Consider the following 18646-nt stretch of genomic DNA (forward strand, 5'->3'; position numbering starts at 1 on the left):
GTTAATTTACTGTCCAGCGGCAGCTTGCTGCTCTTTTAAGGAGGCTGCACGCAACTCAAACCACATTGCATTCAGGATTGAAAAGGCGCACGCCAAACCCAAACCTAATACCCAAGAGAAATACCACATGGCTAGCCTCCTTAATAAGAATGAGACGCTTCAGAAACGCTTTTAGTCGTTACCTTACCGCGCATGACACTATATACCCAAGAGGTATACAAAATAATCAAGGGCAAGAATACCACTGTTACCAGCAGCATTATCCATAAAGTCAGATGACTGGCTGAGGCATCAAATAAACTTAGGCTCGCACTGGGGGTTAACGACGACGGCAACAAGAACGGAAACACAGCAAAGCCAAAGGTGAAGATCACCCCTGCCAAGGCAAGTGAAGAAAACAGTAGCCCTAAAAGGCCCCGGCCGCGGCCTGCTAGTAAAGCCCCCCCAATAAAACCTACAAAACCTACCGCTGGGGCAGCCCACAACGCAGGCCACTGCTGGTAGTTATGCAGCCAACCACCTTGAACCGTGGTAACCGTTTTGTTTAAGGGATTCGATAAGCGCCCTGCCACCTCTGGCCATGCCATATGAAAACCATCTAAGGCAGTGACCCAAAACCCACCCGCCGCAAACAGCACGACAGAGATTAAGGCAAACACCATTGCCCACGACTTAGCACGACGCGCAATGTTGTCAGTCGCTTTCCAGGCCAATACCGCCGCCCCCTGAAAGGCAATCATGGTCACGCTGAGTAAACCGGCTAGCAACGCAAACGGACGGAACAAACCCAAAAACCCACCCTCGTACATGGGGCGTAAGGTAGTCGCTTCAAAGGTAAAAGGCACGCCCAAAATAGTGTTACCAATGGCCACACCAAACACCAATGCCGAAACAATACCCGCTACACACCAGATGGCATCCCAGTTACGACGCCAGCGTCGGGAGCTTAACTTACCGCGATACTTAATTGCCACGGGCCGCACAATTAGGGCCACCAACAAAAGCATCATGGCTAAATAAAAACCGGAAAACGCCATGGCATACAGCAAGGGCCATGCAGCGAACACCACGCCACCCGCGGTAATAAGCCAAACCTGATTACCTTCCCAGACGGGGCCAATGACGTTATAGAGCACACGCCGCTCGTCATCTGTTTTGGCCACCAAGGGCAGGATTGCCGCTACGCCTAAATCGGCCCCATCCATAATGGCAAAAGCTGCCAACAATACACCAAGCAGCACCCACCAAACAATGCGCAAGGTATCGTAATCGAGCAAAATTAAAGAACTCATCGCTGATTCTCCCTTTTAGTGACGCAACAACGGCGCGTGACGAGAAGCCAAATCCAAGGCGGGTAGTGTCGGTGCACCTTTAGGCTCGTCTGGCCCCTTACGTATGGCATGCAACATTACCTTTACACCTATAACTGCCAAGGTCGTATACAGCGAGACGAAGATCGCTAAACTAATCGCTAGATCGACCACAGATAAACCCGAGACAGCATAAAAGGTAGGCAATACCCCTTCAATACTCCACGGTTGACGTCCGAATTCAGCCACAAACCAACCTGCCTCAATCGCTACCCATGGCAAGGGAATACTAAATAAAGCCAACTTTAAAAAGCGTGGATGATGATCTAAGCGATCACGCGAGGCTAAATAAAAGGATACGGCAAAGAACAGAATAAAATACACTCCCAAGCCGACCATCAGCCTGAAAGCCCAGAACAAAGGAGCGACTTGAGGCACGGTATCCCAAGCGGCTTGAGCAATTTGTGCATCGCTTGCCTGACGAATGTCAGTGTCATAACGCTTTAGCAGCAAGGCATAACCCAAGTCTTGCCAATGCTCATCGAACACGGCGCGCGCTGCCGTGTCCGCGGGATCAGCACGGACAGTTTGTAACGCCTCATACGCCACTAAGCCACTGCGTATTTTTTTATCTGCATTCGCTACCAACTCGTTGATGCCCTCAAGGGGAGTATCGACAGAGCGCGTACCGATTAAGCCCATCAACCAAGGGATTTCAATCGCGAAACTGTTTTTCCGGGCTTCTTGGTCGGGAATGGCAAATAAATTAAAATTAGCAGGTGCCGGCTCGGTCTCCCACATGGACTCCATAGCAGCCAACTTCATTTTTTGATGTTCGGTTGTTAAGTAACCGCTTTCATCACCCAACACCGCAACCGATAAAGCCGAAGCCAAACCAAAACTAGCGGCAATCGTCATGGAGCGCTTGGCTAAGTCTATATGGCGGTTACGCAATAAATACCAGGCGCTGATACCCATGATAAAAATAGCGGCCAACACATAGCCTGCGCTGACGGTATGAACGAACTTGGCCTGCGCAACAGGATTGAAAATAACTTGCGCGAAATCGGTCATTTCCATCCGCATGGTTTCTGGATTAAACACAGCTCCCACTGGGTTTTGCATCCAACCATTCGCAATCAAAATCCATAAAGCGGATAAGTTAGTACCTATAGCTACTAACCAGGTCACACAGAGGTGGGCTACCTTAGACAAACGGTCCCAGCCAAAAAAGAATATGCCGACAAAAGTGGCCTCGAGAAAGAAAGCCATTAGGCCCTCAATCGCTAAGGGAGCACCAAAAATATCACCCACATAATGACTGTAATAGGCCCAGTTCATACCGAACTGGAACTCCATCACAATACCCGTTGCCACCCCCAACGCAAAGTTAATACCAAACAGCACGCCCCAGAACTTAGTCATGCGGCGCCATATGTCTTTGCCCGTCATGACATACACGCTTTCCATGATGGCCAGCAAAAACGACAAACCTAAAGTAAGTGGTACAAATAAAAAGTGAAACATCGCGGTCGATGCAAACTGCAAGCGCGATAACGTAACTACGTCAAGATCTATCATGATCACCCCTAATCAAATCTGACTTACGAAATTTTCCAGCGAACCCTAACACCTTCTGCACTTTGCTACCCAGACGCATCAAATTTTGCAATGTTTCGGGTGGCAAATCGTGTACCTCGTCAAACCACGAACAAGAAAGCTCAATAAGCTCGAGCATCTCGGCGATACGTTTTTGCCCATAGGCTTCATTTTCATCCTGAGGGGCTTCCATTAGCGTACTGCGGAGCAGACTTAATGTGGGATCAATTTCACGCTTACGCTTTTCTTCTACTAAGGTGCGAAAAATTAACCAGACATCCTGCGGCGCCGAATAATAGTCACGCCTATCGCCGATACGACTAGACTGTTGTAAGAGTCGCCAAGACTGTAGCTCACGTAAGCTCATGCTAACGTTAGAGCGTGAGATACCTAAGGTTTCGGCGATTGCGTCAGCATGCAGGGGCTCTTGCGATAAAAACAACAAAGCGTAAATTTGCCCTACGGTGCGATTCACCCCCCACCGCCCCCCCATTTCACCAAAATGAAGGACAAACCGCTCTACTTGAGGCTCAAGATTCATGATGTATTGAATTTTCAGTAATTACTGAAATCAGAGAAAACACTATCATACTCCCAAAATCATCGTGCTCAACAGTGTCTGGATTAAAATGCTAAAGCGCGACATTTATTACCGTCCATCACTTCCGTTTTACAATCCAAGCATGAACGCACAGGCACACTTTACGCACGAGCAGGCGCTAGCCTCGGCTCAGCGCACTTTCAGTATAGAAACCGAGGCTTTACAAGCGTTGAGCTTACGTCTGGACCACAACTTTAGTTTGGCCTGCGAGTGGATTTTGCATTGCACCGGCCGCGTCGTGGTCACGGGAATCGGTAAATCAGGCCACGTAGGGCGAAAAATAGCCGCAACCTTAGCCTCTACCGGCTCGCCTGCTTTTTTTATGCATGCCGCCGAAGCTATACATGGCGACCTAGGGATGATTACGGGCCAAGACATCGTTATTGCCATTTCCTACTCGGGCACCGCCCAAGAGCTCGTCACCTCTTTGCATACCATTAAACGTCTTGGCGCGCGTTTAATTGCCTTTACAGGCGATAGCAATTCCGAACTAGCACGCAATGCAGACCTGCACCTAAATGTTCACGTAGAACAAGAGGCTTGCCCGCTAAACCTTGCGCCTACTGCCAGCACTACTGCCTGTTTAGTGCTAGGCGACGCACTCGCCGTGGCCTGCCTCGAAGCACGTGGTTTTAGCCGCGAAGATTTTGCCCGCTCACATCCGGGCGGAGCCTTAGGCCGGCGCCTACTTACGTATGTACGCGACATTATGCGTACAGGTGACGCCCTACCCATCGTACAAGAAGACACATTGATTCCCGACGCACTATCTATTATGTCCGCCAAAGGCATGGGCATGATCATCATCAATAATGCTCAGGGACAAGCCACAGGGATTTTTACCGATGGCGACTTACGACGCTTAATTGCTCAAGTCGGTGATATTCGTCATTTACCTGTCAAAACCGGCATGACACCTGACCCTCGTAGCATTAGCCCTGATGCCTTAGCCGTGAATGCAGCACGTGTTATGGATGAGCACCGCATACATCAAATGCTGGTAAGGGACGCAAACGGGCTATTATTAGGGGCTCTGCATATGCATGATCTTTTAGCTGCGAAGGTAATCTGACCATGATGAACACCCCCTCTTCTCTCACCCATCCTGCGGAAGCCTTAATCTTAGCCAAGGTTGCCCAGGCCGTGCAGCAAAGCTTACAACGTCTGCGCTTAATGGTATTTGACGTAGACGGGGTGCTTACTGACGGCAAGCTTTGGTACGGTGAAAACGGCGAAATATTTAAGGGCTTTCACGCCCTAGATGGCCATGGCTTGCGTTTACTGAACGAAAGCGGCATAAAAGTGGCTATCGTGACAGGCCGTGAAAGCGCCATCGTTAGCCGACGAAGTGCTGAGCTAGGGATATCCATTGTGCACCAAGGCGTGCGTGACAAGCTCGCGCTCATTCAAGAAATTGCACAGCAGCAGCACATTACCCTGAGCGAAATAGGCTATATGGGCGATGACTTAATTGACTTACCCACCATGCAACGAGTTGGCTTTGCAGCCAGTGTGCCCAATGCCCCCAGCTACGTCAGCCAACGGGCTCATTGGGTGTCATGCCTGCCAGGTGGGCAAGGCGCCGCGCGCGAATGCTGTGATCTTATCTTAGCCGCACGCGGACGTCTGGGCCACTATATTAATGGCCTTAGTTTAAAATCTCCCGCCGCTGCACAATAAAGTCCCTTATGCGTGAAAGACTACCTTCTATCATTGCGATATTGCTGCTGGCTCTTTTAGTGCTTGCCACTAAATGGGCTGTCGACCATACGCAAAGCTCAGTAAATATGGACCCCCCACGACGTGTGACACACGAACCCGACGCCTGGGGCGATGTCTTTACTATAGTCAGCACCGACCCTGCGGGCTACGCCGCTAACCGCTTAGAAGGCTTAAAGTTTTATCATTACCCCGACGATGACACTTACGAAATCATCGACCCTGTTGCCATCGCCAATCGTGTTGGCAACCCCATGACCATCGCCACGTCAAACACAGCTATCGTCAGTGAAGGGGCCGAAACGATTACTATGTTGGGTAACGCACATGCGGTCCGGCTACCTTCGGACAACGACGAAATGCTAGATGTCAAAAGCGAAGTGCTTATCATAGAGCCAGAAGCCGATCTGATTTACACCAACGAACCCGCTTTAGTCATCAACGGTAAATCCACGATGCGTGGCAAGGGTATGCGCTACGATAACCGTAACCGACAGCTACAAGTGCATGCAGCCACAGACGTTACTATCTCAGGCGAACAAACTCAGCAATCCAGGCAACGCCAAGAAAACAAGGAACAACAACCATGAAACGCCTACTGCCACTTTTATCCGCTACCTTATTGGCGCTGGGGGTAAGCAGTTTGTCGCTACCCGCGCACGCACAAAGCGAACCTGAGCCCGACACCTCTATTTTGTCTGACAGTTTAAATTACGACGACGTAACCAAAAAAAGCACGTTCACTGGCAATGTCATCCTGACACGAGGCAATTTAACCCTCTTGTCTGACGAGCTCACCGTTACCCAAGATGAAGCAGGTAATCAGCACGGATTGGCCACCATGAAGCAAAATCCGCGCGTACGCATACGCCAAGAAGACCCCAGCAATTACGAACTAGTTACCGCAGAAGGTCTTCAGGCAAAGTACAGCGGCCAAGACGATGCCATAGAACTCATCGGACAAGCGATTGTGAATCGCTATATTTGCGGCGAGCTACTGGATACCATGCAAGGCGAACGCATTATTTACCACCAAAAAACCAGCACCTATCAAGCCTTTGGTGGCGCCCAATCACCTATCCGTGATGGCCGCGTGCGCTCAGTGTCACGCCCTCGCAGCAAGGCCGATGCTGCTATCGCCACATGCCAACGCAAATCCAAAAACTAGCTCATCGCTTACCATGCAACAGACCTCCCTTACCCATCACGCTGTACGCGCTCAGGCCACCCAATCAGGCAGCCTGATTGCTCAAGGTTTACGTAAAACATATGGCAAGCGCACCGTTGTGCAAGATGTTTCACTGTCCGTAGACAGCGGTGAAGTCGTTGGCCTGCTTGGGCCCAATGGCGCAGGTAAAACCACCAGTTTTTACATGATTGTAGGCATTGTGCATGCCGATGCCGGGCGTATTAGTATCGACGGCACCCCCATCACTGCCCTGCCCATGCATAAACGGGCACACCTGGGGCTATCGTACCTGCCCCAAGACGCCTCAGTATTCAGGCGCCTTACCGTAGAGCAGAACATACGCGCAGTCCTTGAGCTACAACTGGATGATCGCGGACATAAACTCAAAGCGCCGGCTATCCACGAACAACTTGAGCAGCTCATCGAAGAACTGCAAATCGGCCATATCCGACGCAACAATGCCATCTCGCTATCAGGCGGCGAACGGCGACGAGTAGAAATTGCGCGTGCCCTAGCCACTAATCCGCGCTTTATCTTGCTAGACGAACCTTTTGCCGGTGTAGACCCGATTGCCGTCATTGAAATTCAACGCATTGTGCAGTTTTTAAAAAATCGCAATATTGGCGTACTGATTACCGATCATAACGTGCGCGAAACCCTGGGTATTTGTGATCGCGCTTACATCATTAGCGAAGGCAAGGTACTTACCAGCGGACACCCCTCCGAAATCATTCATAACGAAGCCGTGCGCCAAGTATATTTAGGCCGCGACTTCCGTATGTAAACAGTAGCCAAATACACTCACTAAGGGAAAGCACTAGCGACCAATTCTTTGATTAAAGTCATGTCATTTTTCTGACATATGGGTATACTGAACTTAACAAGACTACACAAGGAGCCTGTTCAGTATTCACACCGACGCCTTAAAACGTCATTGTTACATCTTCAACTGGAGAGCCCATATGAACCTTAATATCAGTGGTCGCAACCTCGAAGTCACCCCCGCCATTCGCGATTATGTAAAAACAAAAATTGGCCGTATCAATAAGCATTTTGATAACGTTGTCGATTCCCAGGTGATGCTTTCCATCGACCGCCTACGACACAACGCAGAAATCACGGTACGCGTACCAGGCAAAGACATACATTGTGCTGCCGAAGACGAAAACCTGTATGCTGCGATTGATCTGCTAGCAGATAAAATTGATCGTCAGGTCATTAAGTACAAACAGAAAACACAGAACCATGTGCATGAGCCTCTGAAGCGTGTAGAGATCCCTGCTACCTAACGGACGTACTGTTTTTTTTCTGTAATAAACTAAGCCCCGCTACCAATAAGGACGGGGCTTTGTGTTTTATGGCACACTACTGCCATTCGTCATGTGTTCAGGACCCCTGCAACCCCCCTATAATAGCAGTCATGAATCTCCTGTCGCGCATTCTACCTCTTGCAAATATCGTACTGGATCAAGAAGCCACTAGCAAAAAGCGGGCTTTTGAGCAGGCTGGGCTAATTTTTGAAAATCAGCACGGCATCGCCCGTACTACTGTTTTCCACAGCCTCATTGCCCGTGAACGTCTAGGCTCAACCGCACTAGGTCACGGCGTTGCCGTGCCGCATGGCCGCATCAAAGATCTCAAAGAGCCCTGTGCCGTCTTTATGCGTCTTGCTGAGCCCGTTCGATTTGACCCCAGTGATGGCCGCACCGCCAGCCTGCTGTTTTTTCTACTGGTGCCAGAAACCGCCACGCAAACTCACCTAGACCTACTAGCCGAAATTGCCAGGCTCATGTCCGACCCGGAAATACGCCATCAGTTATCAAGCGAAACCGACCCCGCGCTCATACACCACATTTTGACCAATCCCCAAGCAGCTCAACCGGATGACAGTCATGTTGACAGTTCAAGAACTAGTCAGTGACAACCACGACAAAATCCCCATGATATGGGCGGCGGGGAAAAACGCCAGTGATCGCGTTATCCTCGCTAACGGCACATCGGCTGCTGACTTAATTGGCCATCTCAACCTCATTCACCCGGCCCGTATTCAGGTGTTTGGTGAAGCCGAGGTGTCCTACTACAACCGCTTTGATCTTAAACGCAAGCTGCACCATCTCGATGAGCTGCGGCAAGGTGGCGTGCCCGGCATTTTTATTGCCGACAACGAGCAGCCCCCCGATGATCTGCGAGATTTTTGCGAAAAAAATGGGGTGCCATTACTTTGCACCCCCATCGAGGCGGCTCAGCTCATTGATCTATTGCGTATTTACTTAGGTAAACGCCTGGCTCCAAAAACCACCCTGCATGGCGTCTTCATGGACGTACTAGGCATGGGAGTGTTAATTACAGGCGAATCTGGCCTAGGGAAAAGCGAACTGGCTCTTGAGCTTATTTCACGTGGGCACGGCTTGGTGGCCGATGACGCAGTCGAATTATTACGCACGGCTCCCAATATTATTGAAGGCCAGTGTCCACCTTTATTGCAAAATCTGCTCGAAGTCCGCGGTTTAGGCCTACTCGATATACGCACCATATTTGGCGAAGCCTCTGTACGGCGTAAAATGAAGCTTAAGCTCATCGTACATTTGGTGCGCAGCAATCCGGAAAACTTCGAGCGCCTGCCCCTAAAAAACGAGACCGTGGATATACTGGGTATCCCTATTATTCGCGTCATGCTGCAAGTGGCTGCGGGCCGTAACTTAGCCGTACTGGTTGAGGCGGCGGTTCGCAATACGATATTAACCTTCCGTGGTATTGATACCATGGGCGACTTCATAGAACGCCAAGCTTTGGCCATTATGAATAATCGTAAAGACTAAGCAGGGCCCGACATAAACCCGCAACCTACCCCAGTCATCGGTAGGTCGCACCACGCTAAGTGATACTTCTATGCTGAAAGTCGTACTGATTACCGGCATTTCCGGCTCAGGCAAATCCGTAGCACTACGCTTACTAGAAGACACAGGCTATACCTGTGTAGACAACCTCCCTGCCCGCTTTCTGTCTGAATTCCTGGCACACTCTGTTGCTCAGGGCCAAGAACGCGTCGCTGTGGCCATCGACGTACGAGGCCTAGACGACCTACACGGTCTACCTGCCTTGATTCGTGAACTGCGCGATGAAGGCTATCCACTGCGCGTCATTTTTCTAAATGCTAGCGATCACGCGCTCATGCAGCGCTACTCAGAATCACGCCGACGCCATCCACTAACAGAACGTCTACGCACTGACGGACGCGCCCCATCGCTGGAAGAGTGCATACGCGTAGAGCGTGAAATCACCGCCGAACTGCGCGAGCAAGAACATGTCATCGACACCACTGACCTTACCCCCGGTCAACTACGCGCTTGGGTACGTGATCTCGTTCAAGCCGACCGACTGCAACTGGTATTAACCTTCGAGTCATTCGCCTATAAGCGAGGGGTACCCGGAGACGCTGACTTGGTGTTTGATGTACGCTGCTTACCCAACCCGCATTACGACCAAGCCCTACGCCCGTTAACAGGCAAAGACGAGCCCGTGGCTCAATGGTTGCAGCAATTTGGCTCGGTAGAAAAAATGATCGATGACATCGCCACCTTCATCCGTCGTTGGCTACCGCTTTATATGCAGGACACGCGCAACTACTTAACCGTAGCCATTGGCTGCACCGGCGGACAACATCGCTCGGTATATGTGTGCGAACAACTGGCCATACAATTTGCCGACCACTCACCGCTACTGATACGGCATCGCAACCAGCCTGCAGTTGATCCCGTATTATGAGCCTACGCCGTCGCCTTTACCTGCTTCCTGCCCTTTTACTTGCTTGCGCCATACTCGCCGCCTGCTCCAGCGGCCCGCGCAAAAGCAGCGGTGGGCGCGTCGTGACGACACAAGGCGGCGGTTACTATAAAGACGATGGCCCGGGCAGCTCCCCTCCAAAAGACATACACCTTATCCCTAATGCAGTACCTCGCATAGAACCGTTAGCCAAAGCCAATACACGCCCCTATACCGTACTGGGCAAAAGTTTTACTCCGCTAACCGACCACCGCAGCTTTCGTCAAACCGGTACCGCTTCATGGTACGGGCGCAAATTTCACGGTCAAAAAACGGCCAATGGCGAAACCTACGATATGTACGCCATGACGGCTGCCCACCCTACCTTACCTATACCCAGCTACGCCAAGGTTTCTCGGCCAGGCTCAGGTCAGTCGGTCATCGTACGCATCAACGACAGAGGGCCATTTCATAGCTCGCGAATCATTGATTTATCGTACGTGGCGGCCGCTAAACTAGGCTTAATTGGCCCGGGAAGCGGTACGGTGGTGGTGCAAGCCATTACCCCCGACGAAATAAGAGCCGGCAACTACGGCAACAACACTGCCCCCGAGGCGCCCCCACCCAAACCTGCTGGCAATGGCTTACACCTAGAACCTGATCGCGACCAACACGGCCTTGAGGCACTAATCGCCGCCTCTGCCGTGAGCGACACGGCCCAAACCGATGATAGTTTCATTGAAGAAACCGACAATACGCCAAGCTGGAGCCGCAACCAAGAAGATCAACAGTTAGCGATCCGCCCATCTGACAGGCCCAGTTCTACCAACGGAACCGGCATTTATCTGCAATTTGGTGCTTTTTCAGCCCCACAAAATGCCTCTAACCTTGCTTCACGCTTGAATCAGCAAATCCGCAGTATTGAAGTACGTAGTGCTGAAGTCGAGGCCGTCAACACCCTGTACCGCGTGCAAATAGGCCCTTATCCAACCCGTACCGAAGCCGTTAACGCTGCCTTGCGCATACAACAACACACAGGCGAAAAACCCAGCTTAGCCGTACGTTAAGCCTTTTGCGCCAAGGCCCAGTTATACAGCACATCACGGCTGATGCCGCTGACCTTACTGGCCAAGCGAGCCGCATCACGCACCGACATATGTTCAAGTAACGCACGCATCCACGCCTGAGTATCGGCAGGAATGTCTTCGTCGTCTAGCGCGCTAGGCGTGGCCGGATGCAAAATCAGCACAAACTCGCCTTGCTGCCTATGGCTATCTGCTTGCAGCCACTCGACCACCTGATCCGCCGCCAAAGTGTGAATTTGTTCAAAGCGTTTACTGAGTTCACGTGCGATCGTCACCTGTCGGTCGGCACACACCAGGGCTAAGTCCTGTGCCGTATCAAGCACACGGTGTGGTGACTCAAAAAACAGCACAGGCATGGACTGTTGTGCCCATTGCTGCAACCACTTACGACGCGCTTGCGCCTTGGAAGGGGCGAAACCCGCAAAGCAAAAAGCAGGGTTCTCGTCGCTAGTAGCGCCGCTGCCCATTAAGGCTGTAATAACCGCCGAAGCGCCGGGTATCGGCACGACTTGAAAACCCGCATCACGCACCGCCCGCACAATACGCGCACCGGGATCACTGACCGCCGGAGCTCCAGCATCGGACACCAAGGCCACACGCTCACCTTGGTGTAGGCGCTCAATGATGGCTTGGGCAGCCGCTGCCTCGTTGTGCCGGTGCGCTGCCATTAGGGGAGTGGCTACCCCCCAAGCCTGTAATAACTGACGGCTGGCACGCGTGTCTTCTGCGGCGATAATGTCGCAGCGCAATAAGGTTTGCCAAGCGCGCAAACTCAAATCGCCCAAGTTTCCTATAGGTGTGGCTACCACGTAAAGGCATGACGCTGGCCAACTTTGCGCCTGCACTTTTTCGCTTAATAACGCCCACGTTTCCTGCTGTCCCTGATTGCTCATTCCCATATCCTTAACAACACGAGCCGCTCGCTTCATGTCTCAGTTTGCTTTTGATGTCGCCCGCCGCGCCCAGCAAAAAGCCATACGTCGCCGCCGCGCCAAAACCGTCCTACCACGTCAATGTGTACCGCGCCTATCTGCACAACAACAGCGCGGACGCGCCGCCGAGCAACGAGCAGCACGCTATCTAACGGCGCAAGGCGTGCAAATATTGGCACAGAACCTACATACACGCTTAGGCGAAATAGACCTACTGGCCTGGCATCATCACACTTTACTGTTTATTGAAGTGCGTTCACGCCGTAGCTCACGTTTTGGTGGGGCAATCGCCAGTGTAGATCGTAATAAGCAAGAAAAGCTCATTCGCGCCGCGCAATACTTACTCAATACACTGCCCACACAGTTAGCGTTACCGGCCTGCCCCCCTTGCCGCTTCGACGTAGTCGCCATACAAGGCGAAACCATCACTTGGATACGTCACGCATTTGTAAGCGAATAACAAAACAAAGTGGCTATGTCACAGAATTAGGAACCTTCTCGTAACAAAACTGTCCGAATCTTGCAGAATAGATTGCTTTTTTACGTTTGAAACTCTACAGTCAACCCACTCCTTTTTACTCCATGCGATAATTGCGGACATGGACCTAATAGCCTTAATGACTTCGCACTTCGACGACTCAGTCGACACCATCAAAGCCAGCACACGCGAACTGGCTGAACCCTTGGCGGGCGCCGTAGAGCTGCTTTTCGCCACATTAGCCAACGACGGTAAGATTTTGGCATGTGGGAATGGGGGCTCAGCTGCCGATGCGCAGCATTTTATTGCCGAGCTAGTAGGCCGCTTCGAACGCGATCGCTTACCCTTGGCTGGCATTGCCCTGAATACCGATACCGCCATCTTAACGGCAGTTGGCAACGACTACGGTTACGATGCTATTTTTGAGCGTCAAGTCAGTGCCCTAGGCCACACCGGTGACATCCTCGTCGCCATTTCTACCAGTGGCAACTCTCCTAACGTCATCAAGGCTATACAAGCAGCCCGCGAACGCGATATGGTCGTTATTGCACTCACAGGCAAAGGCGGCGGCAAAATTGCTGAAATCTTATCCGACACAGATATCCATCTCTGTGTGCCCCATGACCGAACCATGCGTATCCAAGAGGTACACATCATTCTTTTGCACGCCATGTGCGACGGTATTGATGCGCTCTTACTCGGAGACACCCTATGAGCACCAAGCTGCCACGTTATGTCTTAATGGCCGCCTTAGCTGGCGTTACTGTTAGCACCTTATCTGCCTGCGGGCTATTGTTAGTTGGAGGCACCGCTGCCACAACAGCTCTCGTAGCCACTGACCGGCGCACAGCGGGCGAACAAGTGGATGACAAAACCATTGTCATGAAAGCCGGCTCCGAAAACCGCAAGCTGCTGGAAAACAAACAAGGGCGTATTAACACCTCCTCGTATGGCGGGCTCGTGCTATTAACGGGCGATGTTCCCACCGAAGCCGACAAACTCGCGGCAGCCCAACGCATTGCCAAAATTGAAAAAGTCAATCGCGTCGTTAACGAGTTACGCGTAGGCCCGCCCACCGAGCTTAGCGTGCGCACAAACGACTCTTGGTTATTTACCCGGGTTAGCACTGCCCTTATCAACACCAAAGACGTTCCTAGCCGCACTATCTCGGTCACCACCGAGCGCGGGGTCGTTTATCTTTTGGGTATGGTGACCGAAGCCGAAGGTGAGCGCGCCGCCATTGCCGCCGCCAGCGTGCCTGGGGTAAGCCGCGTGGTCAAACTATTCGAGTACGTCAGCCCCGAAACCCTCAGGGATGCACGCGACTCACAGCCGGCCGTCATTGAAAACGAGCCCCAACCTGCTGAAAGCATGGCACCCACTCAATCACAAGTTGAAATAATGCCCGTCCAATGAAAAAAATAGCCTTTATTGTTGTTGTCATCGCCGCGGCAATAGGTCTTGCTATCTGGGGCATGGGCGACTCGCGCGCCGAGGCCCCGGAAGTAAGTTTTACCGATCTACAAGGTAAAAAATTTACTACCTCAGACCTACGCGGCAAGGTGGTACTGGTTAAGTTCTGGGCAACAGATTGCACGACCTGCGTAGCACAAATGCCCGACAATATCAAAAACCATCAGCAATACGCTGACCAAGGGTTTGATATCATTGCAGTAGCAATGAAACACGACCCGCTCGATTACGTCAAAAACTTCACCTCCTCACGCGACCTGCCATTTACCGTCGTCAGCGATAGCGATGGCCAGATATCCAAGGCGTTTGGCGACATTCGCCTTACGCCAACCGCGTTTCTGCTCGACAAACAGGGCCGTATTATTAAACGTTACCTAGGCAATTACGACAAACAGGAATTTACCCAAACCGTTGAAAAAGCCTTGGCTAGTTAGCACATTATTTATTTTACTCTGCACAAATCCCGGGCTTCCCATCTTGCATGGGCCCGGGTTTTCTACAAGTGAGCGTCACTATGAGCACCTCCGATAACCATGTCCATTCTCCCCAGGTCAAAGCCGAAGTCCTGTCCGAGGCGCTGCCCTATATACGACGTTTTCACGGTAAAACTATCGTCGTAAAATACGGCGGCAACGCCATGACCGAAGAAGCCTTGCAGCGCAGTTTTGCGCACGATGTGGTGTTACTGAAACTCATCGGGCTTAAGCCCGTAGTAGTACACGGCGGTGGGCCACAAATTAACGATGCTCTCAAGCGTATTGGTAAAGAAGGCACTTTCATTCAAGGCATGCGTGTCACCGATGCCGAAACCATGGAAGTCGTAGAGTGGGTACTGGGTGGCCAGGTACAACAAGACATCGTCATGATGATCAACGAAGCAGGTGGCCGTGCCGTAGGGCTTACTGGCAAAGACGGTCGCATGATACAGGTGAAAAAGAAACTGTTGCCTGACGCAGAGAACCCCGGCCAATGGTTAGACATCGGCTATGTCGGCGACATCACCCAGATTGAACCTGAACTCGTGCGTGCCTTGCAAGACGATCAGTTTATCCCCGTTATTTCCTCCATTGGCTGCAGCGAGGACGGGCAAGCATTTAATATCAACGCCGACGTCGTAGCAGGCAAAATGGCAGAAATACTGGGTGCCGAAAAGCTGGTTATGCTGACCAACACCCCTGGGGTACTGGACAAAAACGGCAAGCTCATGCGCACGCTATCAGCGCAAACCATCGATGACCTTTTTGCTGACGGCACGATTTCTGGCGGCATGCTACCAAAAATATCTTCAGCACTAGAAGCCGCCCGAAACGGAGTGAACTCCGTGCATGTTATCGACGGTCGCGTCCCCCATTGCTTGCTCCTAGAGGTACTTACCGACCTAGGCGTAGGCACCATGATTCGCTCGCACTAAGCCCATGCGCTACCCTATCCGTGCCCATCCTTGGGCGCGGCCCTTAAGCGCCGCCAAACATGCCCCGCATGTTTGGCTGTTTGATTTGGACAATACCCTGCACAATGCTTCGCAAGGTATTTTCCAGGCCATTGATAGCCGCATGACCAGTACCGTTGCAGAGCTTTTACAGCTCGATCACCAGCAAGCAGACGTACTGCGTAAGGAATACTGGCAACGCTATGGCGCCACCATGATAGGGCTGCATAGGCATCATCAAACCGACCCAGACCTTTTCCTGCATCTCACCCATAACTTTGATGTACAGCCCTTAGTGCACTCAGAAAAAGGGCTGGTAGGCCTATTAAACCGTTTGCCGGGCTATAAACTGCTGCTCACTAATGCACCGCTAGACTACGCCCAACGGGTCATGCGTGCGATACACGCCTTACCTGCCATTGACGGCATTTGGTCTATTGAGCATATGTGCTTACAGGGTCGCTACCGCCCCAAGCCATCGTTGGGGCTTATGCAACAGATCGTGGCTAAGCTGGGTGTACCCCCACAGCGTATTACCCTGGTTGAAGACACCTTGCGCAACCTGAAAAGCGCACGCCAATGTGGCCTGAACACCGTGCATATTTTCAACCCAGGCACCCCTTTTAGCGGTACCCACCGGGGCCGGTCTTTATATGTAGACAGCCGTATTAATCAGCTACGCACCATGCGGTTCGCCCCACGATAAACACTCAGGATACCGATGCAGTATGTTCAAGGCAGTGCGTAACTACGTCGCTATGGTTGCCTATTCACACCTATTTGCGCAAACAGGGCAATCGGGATCACGTCCAAACCGTACGGTGTGCCAATTCATCGTCAAGGCATCAACACTTAACAAGCGTCCCACCAAGGGCTCACCAAAGCCGCCTAACACCTTTAAGGCCTCGCTGGCCTGTGCACTACCCACCATACCCAACAAAGGCGACAGAACACCCGTCGTCGCGCAACGTAGCTCTTCTACGTCGTCTGCCTCAGGAAATAGGCAGTGATAGCAAGGAGCTTGCTCTTGGCGTAAGTCGTAAGTAGAAATTTGCCCAGAGAAACGAATCGCTGCGCCAGAGATCAAGGGCTTACGGGCCGCCACGCAAGCACGGTTAATCGCATGCCGCGTAGCAAAGTTATCGCAACAATCTAGCACCAGATCTACCTGCTGTACCCAATGTGCCAAACTGGTGTCATCCAGCCTTGCCACGACGGGATCAACACGTACGCCAGGATTTAATTGATTCGCCATGACTTGCGCCGACGCCACCTTATCCCAACCTATGCGGTCGGTGGTGTGCGCAATTTGCCGCTGCAAATTGCTTAACTCGACCTGATCGTCATCAATAATGGTGATTCGGCCTACCCCCGATGCAGCAAGATAGGCCAAGGCAGGCGAGCCCAAGCCGCCCGCACCAATAATAAGCACATGCGAGGCCAGGATACTTTCCTGTGCCTCGATACCGAACTCATTCAGTAAGATATGCCGCGCATAACGCAATAACTGCTCGTCATTCATGGGCACTGCCTTACTTGCCAGGAACTGTCTCCAGCCCTTGAGGCGTCACTCGAAAATGTTCGCCTTTTACCGCTGGTTTAGGTGTAGCTGTGCCATCGGCTTCGGCTTTAGCTTGGGCAGCCTGCGCTTGCTCACGCAATTGAGCTGCCAAAACTGGATCAGTGCGCTGTACAGGCTTACCGTCAAGGAAATTGACAGCTTGCTTCAACTGGTAATCGTCAGCGCCACCCAGCTCAAACATTTTTATTTCATCCGGTATTTCGGCCTGCTCGGTGTCTTCTGTGCTGGTTTCTTCAATAGTGCTATTGAGCAAATGACGTTTTAAATCACCCTCGCGTGGTAAGCGGAACAAATTACCCGCCGCGGTATCATCCACTACGATATTGGGTTCAACGCCAGTGACCTGGATAGAGGTGCCATTGGGGGTGTAGTACAAGGCTGTGGTCAGCTTCAGGCCCGCGCTTTCGCTTAAAGGCACCACACTTTGCACCGACCCTTTACCAAAGGTACGGTTACCTATAATGGTTGCTCGTTTGTGATCTTGCAGGGCACCCGCCACAATTTCAGAGGCCGAGGCCGACCCTACGTTCACCAACACAACCATAGGCACTTTCTTTAGCCACTCGACACGCTGAATCGTGTTGTTCTCGCCTTTACGTCCGTTAAGCACGGTTTGGAGCTGACGCACGTAGTATTCACGATTAGACGAGGGGATACGACCTTTGGTAGAGACAACCAATTGACCAGGCTCTAGGAAGGCTGACGACACACCAATTGCGCTTTCCAATAAACCGCCGGGATCGTTGCGTAAATCCAGCACTAAAGCACGCGGTTGCCCATCAGGTTTCACCTTGGATAGCTGCTCAAGCAAATCAGCGGCAGTCCCTTCTTGGAACTGCGCAATACGGGCGTAAGCGATGTCTCCGTCGAGCATTTTACTGCGCACACTACGCACTTTGATAAGATCGCGAACCACATTAAATTCTATGGGTTTATCGCGTCCACTACGGGATATACGTAAATCTACCGGCGTGTTGGGCTCACCACGCATCAATTTGATGGCGTCGTTCAGGCTCATATCTTTAGTGGGTTTACCATCGATATGGGTAATGATATCGCCAGCCAAAATACCCGCTCGTGCAGCGGGAGTGTCTTCAATGGGCGAGATCACCTTAGGCATGCCGTCTTCGCTACCGATCTCTATGCCTAAACCGCCAAAGCCACCTTGGGTCATAGCCTCCATTTCTTTGAAGGCATCTTCGTCCAGGTAAGCCGAGTGCGGATCGAGGTCAGTAAATAGACCTTTGATCGCGTTATTAATCAGCTCTTCATCACTTTGCGGTTCAACATACGTGTTTTTAATCGCCGAAAACACATTGGCAAACTGTTGCAGCTCACGCAAGGGCAAGGGCTCGCCACGCTGCGCCAACGCCGTTAGCCCGAGGCTGATTAACACCCCACCTAAAGCGCCCGCTGTCAATAATCCTATACCGCGAAACCTTCTTGTGCTCATGCACGTTCCCATATATTCAAATATATACCTGTCG

23 protein-coding genes are annotated in these 18646 nt (G+C 51.7%); 16 read left to right on the forward strand and 7 right to left on the reverse strand.

Annotated features, from left to right (window positions below):
- Positions 1-6: 6 nt before the first annotated feature.
- The 4 genes from cydX to OSH01_RS02530 are packed head-to-tail and all read right to left on the reverse strand — an operon-like array spanning position 7 to position 3450.
- On the reverse strand, positions 7-129 hold the full coding sequence (gene cydX, locus OSH01_RS02515; RefSeq protein ID WP_266122465.1) for a cytochrome bd-I oxidase subunit CydX: 123 nt from the start codon (positions 127-129) through the stop codon (positions 7-9).
- Positions 130-140: 11 nt separating this feature from the next.
- Positions 141-1292, reverse strand: a complete 1152-nt coding sequence (gene cydB, locus OSH01_RS02520; RefSeq protein WP_266122466.1) for a cytochrome d ubiquinol oxidase subunit II — start codon at positions 1290-1292, stop codon at positions 141-143.
- A gap of 15 nt (positions 1293-1307) precedes the next feature.
- Positions 1308-2891, reverse strand: coding sequence for a cytochrome ubiquinol oxidase subunit I (locus tag OSH01_RS02525; RefSeq protein ID WP_266122467.1), 1584 nt, complete (start codon positions 2889-2891; stop codon positions 1308-1310).
- Positions 2878-3450, reverse strand: a complete 573-nt coding sequence (locus tag OSH01_RS02530) for a GbsR/MarR family transcriptional regulator (RefSeq protein WP_266122468.1) — start codon at positions 3448-3450, stop codon at positions 2878-2880. The genes OSH01_RS02525 and OSH01_RS02530 overlap by 14 nt, the downstream gene beginning before the upstream one ends.
- Before the next feature lie 142 nt (positions 3451-3592).
- Between OSH01_RS02530 and OSH01_RS02535 the strand changes: the two genes are divergently transcribed.
- The 10 genes from OSH01_RS02535 to OSH01_RS02580 all read left to right on the forward strand — a co-directional run bounded on the left by OSH01_RS02535 (position 3593) and on the right by OSH01_RS02580 (position 11247).
- Positions 3593-4582, forward strand: coding sequence for a KpsF/GutQ family sugar-phosphate isomerase (locus OSH01_RS02535; RefSeq protein ID WP_266122856.1), 990 nt, complete (start codon positions 3593-3595; stop codon positions 4580-4582).
- Between the two features lie 5 nt (positions 4583-4587).
- On the forward strand, positions 4588-5190 hold the full coding sequence (locus tag OSH01_RS02540; protein WP_266122857.1) for a KdsC family phosphatase: 603 nt from the start codon (positions 4588-4590) through the stop codon (positions 5188-5190).
- 8 nt (positions 5191-5198) lie between these two features.
- Positions 5199-5819 carry an LPS export ABC transporter periplasmic protein LptC gene (gene lptC, locus OSH01_RS02545; RefSeq protein WP_266122469.1) on the forward strand — a complete coding sequence of 207 codons (621 nt, stop codon included), beginning with the start codon at positions 5199-5201 and terminating at the stop codon, positions 5817-5819.
- Complete coding sequence (gene lptA / locus OSH01_RS02550) at positions 5816-6397, forward strand: lipopolysaccharide transport periplasmic protein LptA (protein ID WP_266122470.1); 582 nt, start codon at positions 5816-5818, stop codon at positions 6395-6397. The genes lptC and lptA overlap by 4 nt, the downstream gene beginning before the upstream one ends.
- A gap of 13 nt (positions 6398-6410) precedes the next feature.
- Positions 6411-7202, forward strand: a complete 792-nt coding sequence (lptB, locus tag OSH01_RS02555; protein WP_266122471.1) for an LPS export ABC transporter ATP-binding protein — start codon at positions 6411-6413, stop codon at positions 7200-7202.
- Between the two features lie 178 nt (positions 7203-7380).
- Positions 7381-7707 carry a ribosome hibernation-promoting factor, HPF/YfiA family gene (gene hpf, locus OSH01_RS02560; protein WP_266122472.1) on the forward strand — a complete coding sequence of 109 codons (327 nt, stop codon included), beginning with the start codon at positions 7381-7383 and terminating at the stop codon, positions 7705-7707.
- 131 nt (positions 7708-7838) lie between these two features.
- Entirely contained in the window at positions 7839-8339 is a 501-nt protein-coding gene (locus tag OSH01_RS02565) for a PTS sugar transporter subunit IIA (RefSeq protein ID WP_266122473.1), read from the forward strand.
- On the forward strand, positions 8311-9237 hold the full coding sequence (gene hprK / locus OSH01_RS02570; RefSeq protein ID WP_266122474.1) for an HPr(Ser) kinase/phosphatase: 927 nt from the start codon (positions 8311-8313) through the stop codon (positions 9235-9237). The genes OSH01_RS02565 and hprK overlap by 29 nt, the downstream gene beginning before the upstream one ends.
- Before the next feature lie 70 nt (positions 9238-9307).
- Positions 9308-10183: an RNase adapter RapZ gene (gene rapZ, locus OSH01_RS02575; protein ID WP_266122475.1), complete on the forward strand. Its 876-nt coding sequence runs from the start codon at positions 9308-9310 to the stop codon at positions 10181-10183.
- On the forward strand, positions 10180-11247 hold the full coding sequence (locus OSH01_RS02580; protein ID WP_266122476.1) for a septal ring lytic transglycosylase RlpA family protein: 1068 nt from the start codon (positions 10180-10182) through the stop codon (positions 11245-11247). Before rapZ ends, OSH01_RS02580 begins: the two co-directional genes overlap by 4 nt.
- Here the strand turns inward: OSH01_RS02580 and rsmI are convergent.
- A complete protein-coding gene (gene rsmI / locus OSH01_RS02585) occupies positions 11244-12158 on the reverse strand; it encodes a 16S rRNA (cytidine(1402)-2'-O)-methyltransferase (protein WP_266122477.1) in 915 nt (304 codons plus the stop codon). The two genes, OSH01_RS02580 and rsmI, sit on opposite strands and share 4 nt — an antisense overlap.
- Before the next feature lie 34 nt (positions 12159-12192).
- Between rsmI and OSH01_RS02590 the strand changes: the two genes are divergently transcribed.
- From OSH01_RS02590 to OSH01_RS02615, 6 genes are all read left to right on the forward strand, one after another.
- The gene (locus OSH01_RS02590) at positions 12193-12657 is read left to right on the forward strand and encodes a YraN family protein (RefSeq protein WP_266122478.1); all 465 of its coding nucleotides are present in this window, start codon (positions 12193-12195) and stop codon (positions 12655-12657) included.
- A 139-nt stretch (positions 12658-12796) separates the two neighbouring features.
- Positions 12797-13390 (forward strand): phosphoheptose isomerase, encoded by a 594-nt coding sequence (locus OSH01_RS02595; RefSeq protein WP_266122479.1) that lies wholly within the window; start codon positions 12797-12799, stop codon positions 13388-13390.
- Positions 13387-14091 (forward strand): BON domain-containing protein, encoded by a 705-nt coding sequence (locus OSH01_RS02600; protein ID WP_266122480.1) that lies wholly within the window; start codon positions 13387-13389, stop codon positions 14089-14091. The genes OSH01_RS02595 and OSH01_RS02600 overlap by 4 nt, the downstream gene beginning before the upstream one ends.
- On the forward strand, positions 14088-14582 hold the full coding sequence (locus OSH01_RS02605) for a peroxiredoxin family protein (RefSeq protein WP_266122481.1): 495 nt from the start codon (positions 14088-14090) through the stop codon (positions 14580-14582). Before OSH01_RS02600 ends, OSH01_RS02605 begins: the two co-directional genes overlap by 4 nt.
- Positions 14583-14662: 80 nt before the next feature.
- A complete protein-coding gene (gene argB / locus OSH01_RS02610; RefSeq protein WP_266122482.1) occupies positions 14663-15559 on the forward strand; it encodes an acetylglutamate kinase in 897 nt (298 codons plus the stop codon).
- A 4-nt stretch (positions 15560-15563) separates the two neighbouring features.
- Positions 15564-16283: an HAD-IA family hydrolase gene (locus tag OSH01_RS02615; protein WP_266122483.1), complete on the forward strand. Its 720-nt coding sequence runs from the start codon at positions 15564-15566 to the stop codon at positions 16281-16283.
- A gap of 60 nt (positions 16284-16343) precedes the next feature.
- On the opposite strand, the gene OSH01_RS02620 is transcribed toward OSH01_RS02615, so the two are convergent.
- Both OSH01_RS02620 and OSH01_RS02625 read right to left on the reverse strand, forming a co-directional pair.
- Positions 16344-17099 (reverse strand): HesA/MoeB/ThiF family protein, encoded by a 756-nt coding sequence (locus OSH01_RS02620; RefSeq protein WP_266122484.1) that lies wholly within the window; start codon positions 17097-17099, stop codon positions 16344-16346.
- A 10-nt stretch (positions 17100-17109) separates the two neighbouring features.
- A complete protein-coding gene (locus OSH01_RS02625) occupies positions 17110-18612 on the reverse strand; it encodes a S41 family peptidase (RefSeq protein ID WP_266122485.1) in 1503 nt (500 codons plus the stop codon).
- Between the last annotated feature and the right edge of the window lie 34 nt (positions 18613-18646).

This window comes from Alcaligenes endophyticus, assembly GCF_026344035.1.
Taxonomy (GTDB): Bacteria; Pseudomonadota; Gammaproteobacteria; order Burkholderiales; family Burkholderiaceae_B; genus Alcaligenes; species Alcaligenes endophyticus.

Bases quoted from the DNA above. Each gene is read 5' to 3' on its own strand.
- cydX (WP_266122465.1), bottom strand. From the start codon at position 129: ATGTGGTATTTCTCTTGGGTATTAGGTTTGGGTTTGGCGTGCGCCTTT.
- cydB (WP_266122466.1), bottom strand. From the start codon at position 1,292: ATGAGTTCTTTAATTTTGCTCGATTACGATACCTTGCGCATTGTTTGG.
- OSH01_RS02525 (WP_266122467.1), bottom strand. From the start codon at position 2,891: ATGATAGATCTTGACGTAGTTACGTTATCGCGCTTGCAGTTTGCATCG.
- OSH01_RS02530 (WP_266122468.1), bottom strand. From the start codon at position 3,450: ATGAATCTTGAGCCTCAAGTAGAGCGGTTTGTCCTTCATTTTGGTGAA.
- OSH01_RS02535 (WP_266122856.1), top strand. From the start codon at position 3,593: ATGAACGCACAGGCACACTTTACGCACGAGCAGGCGCTAGCCTCGGCT.
- OSH01_RS02540 (WP_266122857.1), top strand. From the start codon at position 4,588: ATGAACACCCCCTCTTCTCTCACCCATCCTGCGGAAGCCTTAATCTTA.
- lptC (WP_266122469.1), top strand. From the start codon at position 5,199: ATGCGTGAAAGACTACCTTCTATCATTGCGATATTGCTGCTGGCTCTT.
- lptA (WP_266122470.1), top strand. From the start codon at position 5,816: ATGAAACGCCTACTGCCACTTTTATCCGCTACCTTATTGGCGCTGGGG.
- lptB (WP_266122471.1), top strand. From the start codon at position 6,411: ATGCAACAGACCTCCCTTACCCATCACGCTGTACGCGCTCAGGCCACC.
- hpf (WP_266122472.1), top strand. From the start codon at position 7,381: ATGAACCTTAATATCAGTGGTCGCAACCTCGAAGTCACCCCCGCCATT.
- OSH01_RS02565 (WP_266122473.1), top strand. From the start codon at position 7,839: ATGAATCTCCTGTCGCGCATTCTACCTCTTGCAAATATCGTACTGGAT.
- hprK (WP_266122474.1), top strand. From the start codon at position 8,311: ATGTTGACAGTTCAAGAACTAGTCAGTGACAACCACGACAAAATCCCC.
- rapZ (WP_266122475.1), top strand. From the start codon at position 9,308: ATGCTGAAAGTCGTACTGATTACCGGCATTTCCGGCTCAGGCAAATCC.
- OSH01_RS02580 (WP_266122476.1), top strand. From the start codon at position 10,180: ATGAGCCTACGCCGTCGCCTTTACCTGCTTCCTGCCCTTTTACTTGCT.
- rsmI (WP_266122477.1), bottom strand. From the start codon at position 12,158: ATGAGCAATCAGGGACAGCAGGAAACGTGGGCGTTATTAAGCGAAAAA.
- OSH01_RS02590 (WP_266122478.1), top strand. From the start codon at position 12,193: ATGTCTCAGTTTGCTTTTGATGTCGCCCGCCGCGCCCAGCAAAAAGCC.
- OSH01_RS02595 (WP_266122479.1), top strand. From the start codon at position 12,797: ATGGACCTAATAGCCTTAATGACTTCGCACTTCGACGACTCAGTCGAC.
- OSH01_RS02600 (WP_266122480.1), top strand. From the start codon at position 13,387: ATGAGCACCAAGCTGCCACGTTATGTCTTAATGGCCGCCTTAGCTGGC.
- OSH01_RS02605 (WP_266122481.1), top strand. From the start codon at position 14,088: ATGAAAAAAATAGCCTTTATTGTTGTTGTCATCGCCGCGGCAATAGGT.
- argB (WP_266122482.1), top strand. From the start codon at position 14,663: ATGAGCACCTCCGATAACCATGTCCATTCTCCCCAGGTCAAAGCCGAA.
- OSH01_RS02615 (WP_266122483.1), top strand. From the start codon at position 15,564: ATGCGCTACCCTATCCGTGCCCATCCTTGGGCGCGGCCCTTAAGCGCC.
- OSH01_RS02620 (WP_266122484.1), bottom strand. From the start codon at position 17,099: ATGAATGACGAGCAGTTATTGCGTTATGCGCGGCATATCTTACTGAAT.
- OSH01_RS02625 (WP_266122485.1), bottom strand. From the start codon at position 18,612: ATGAGCACAAGAAGGTTTCGCGGTATAGGATTATTGACAGCGGGCGCT.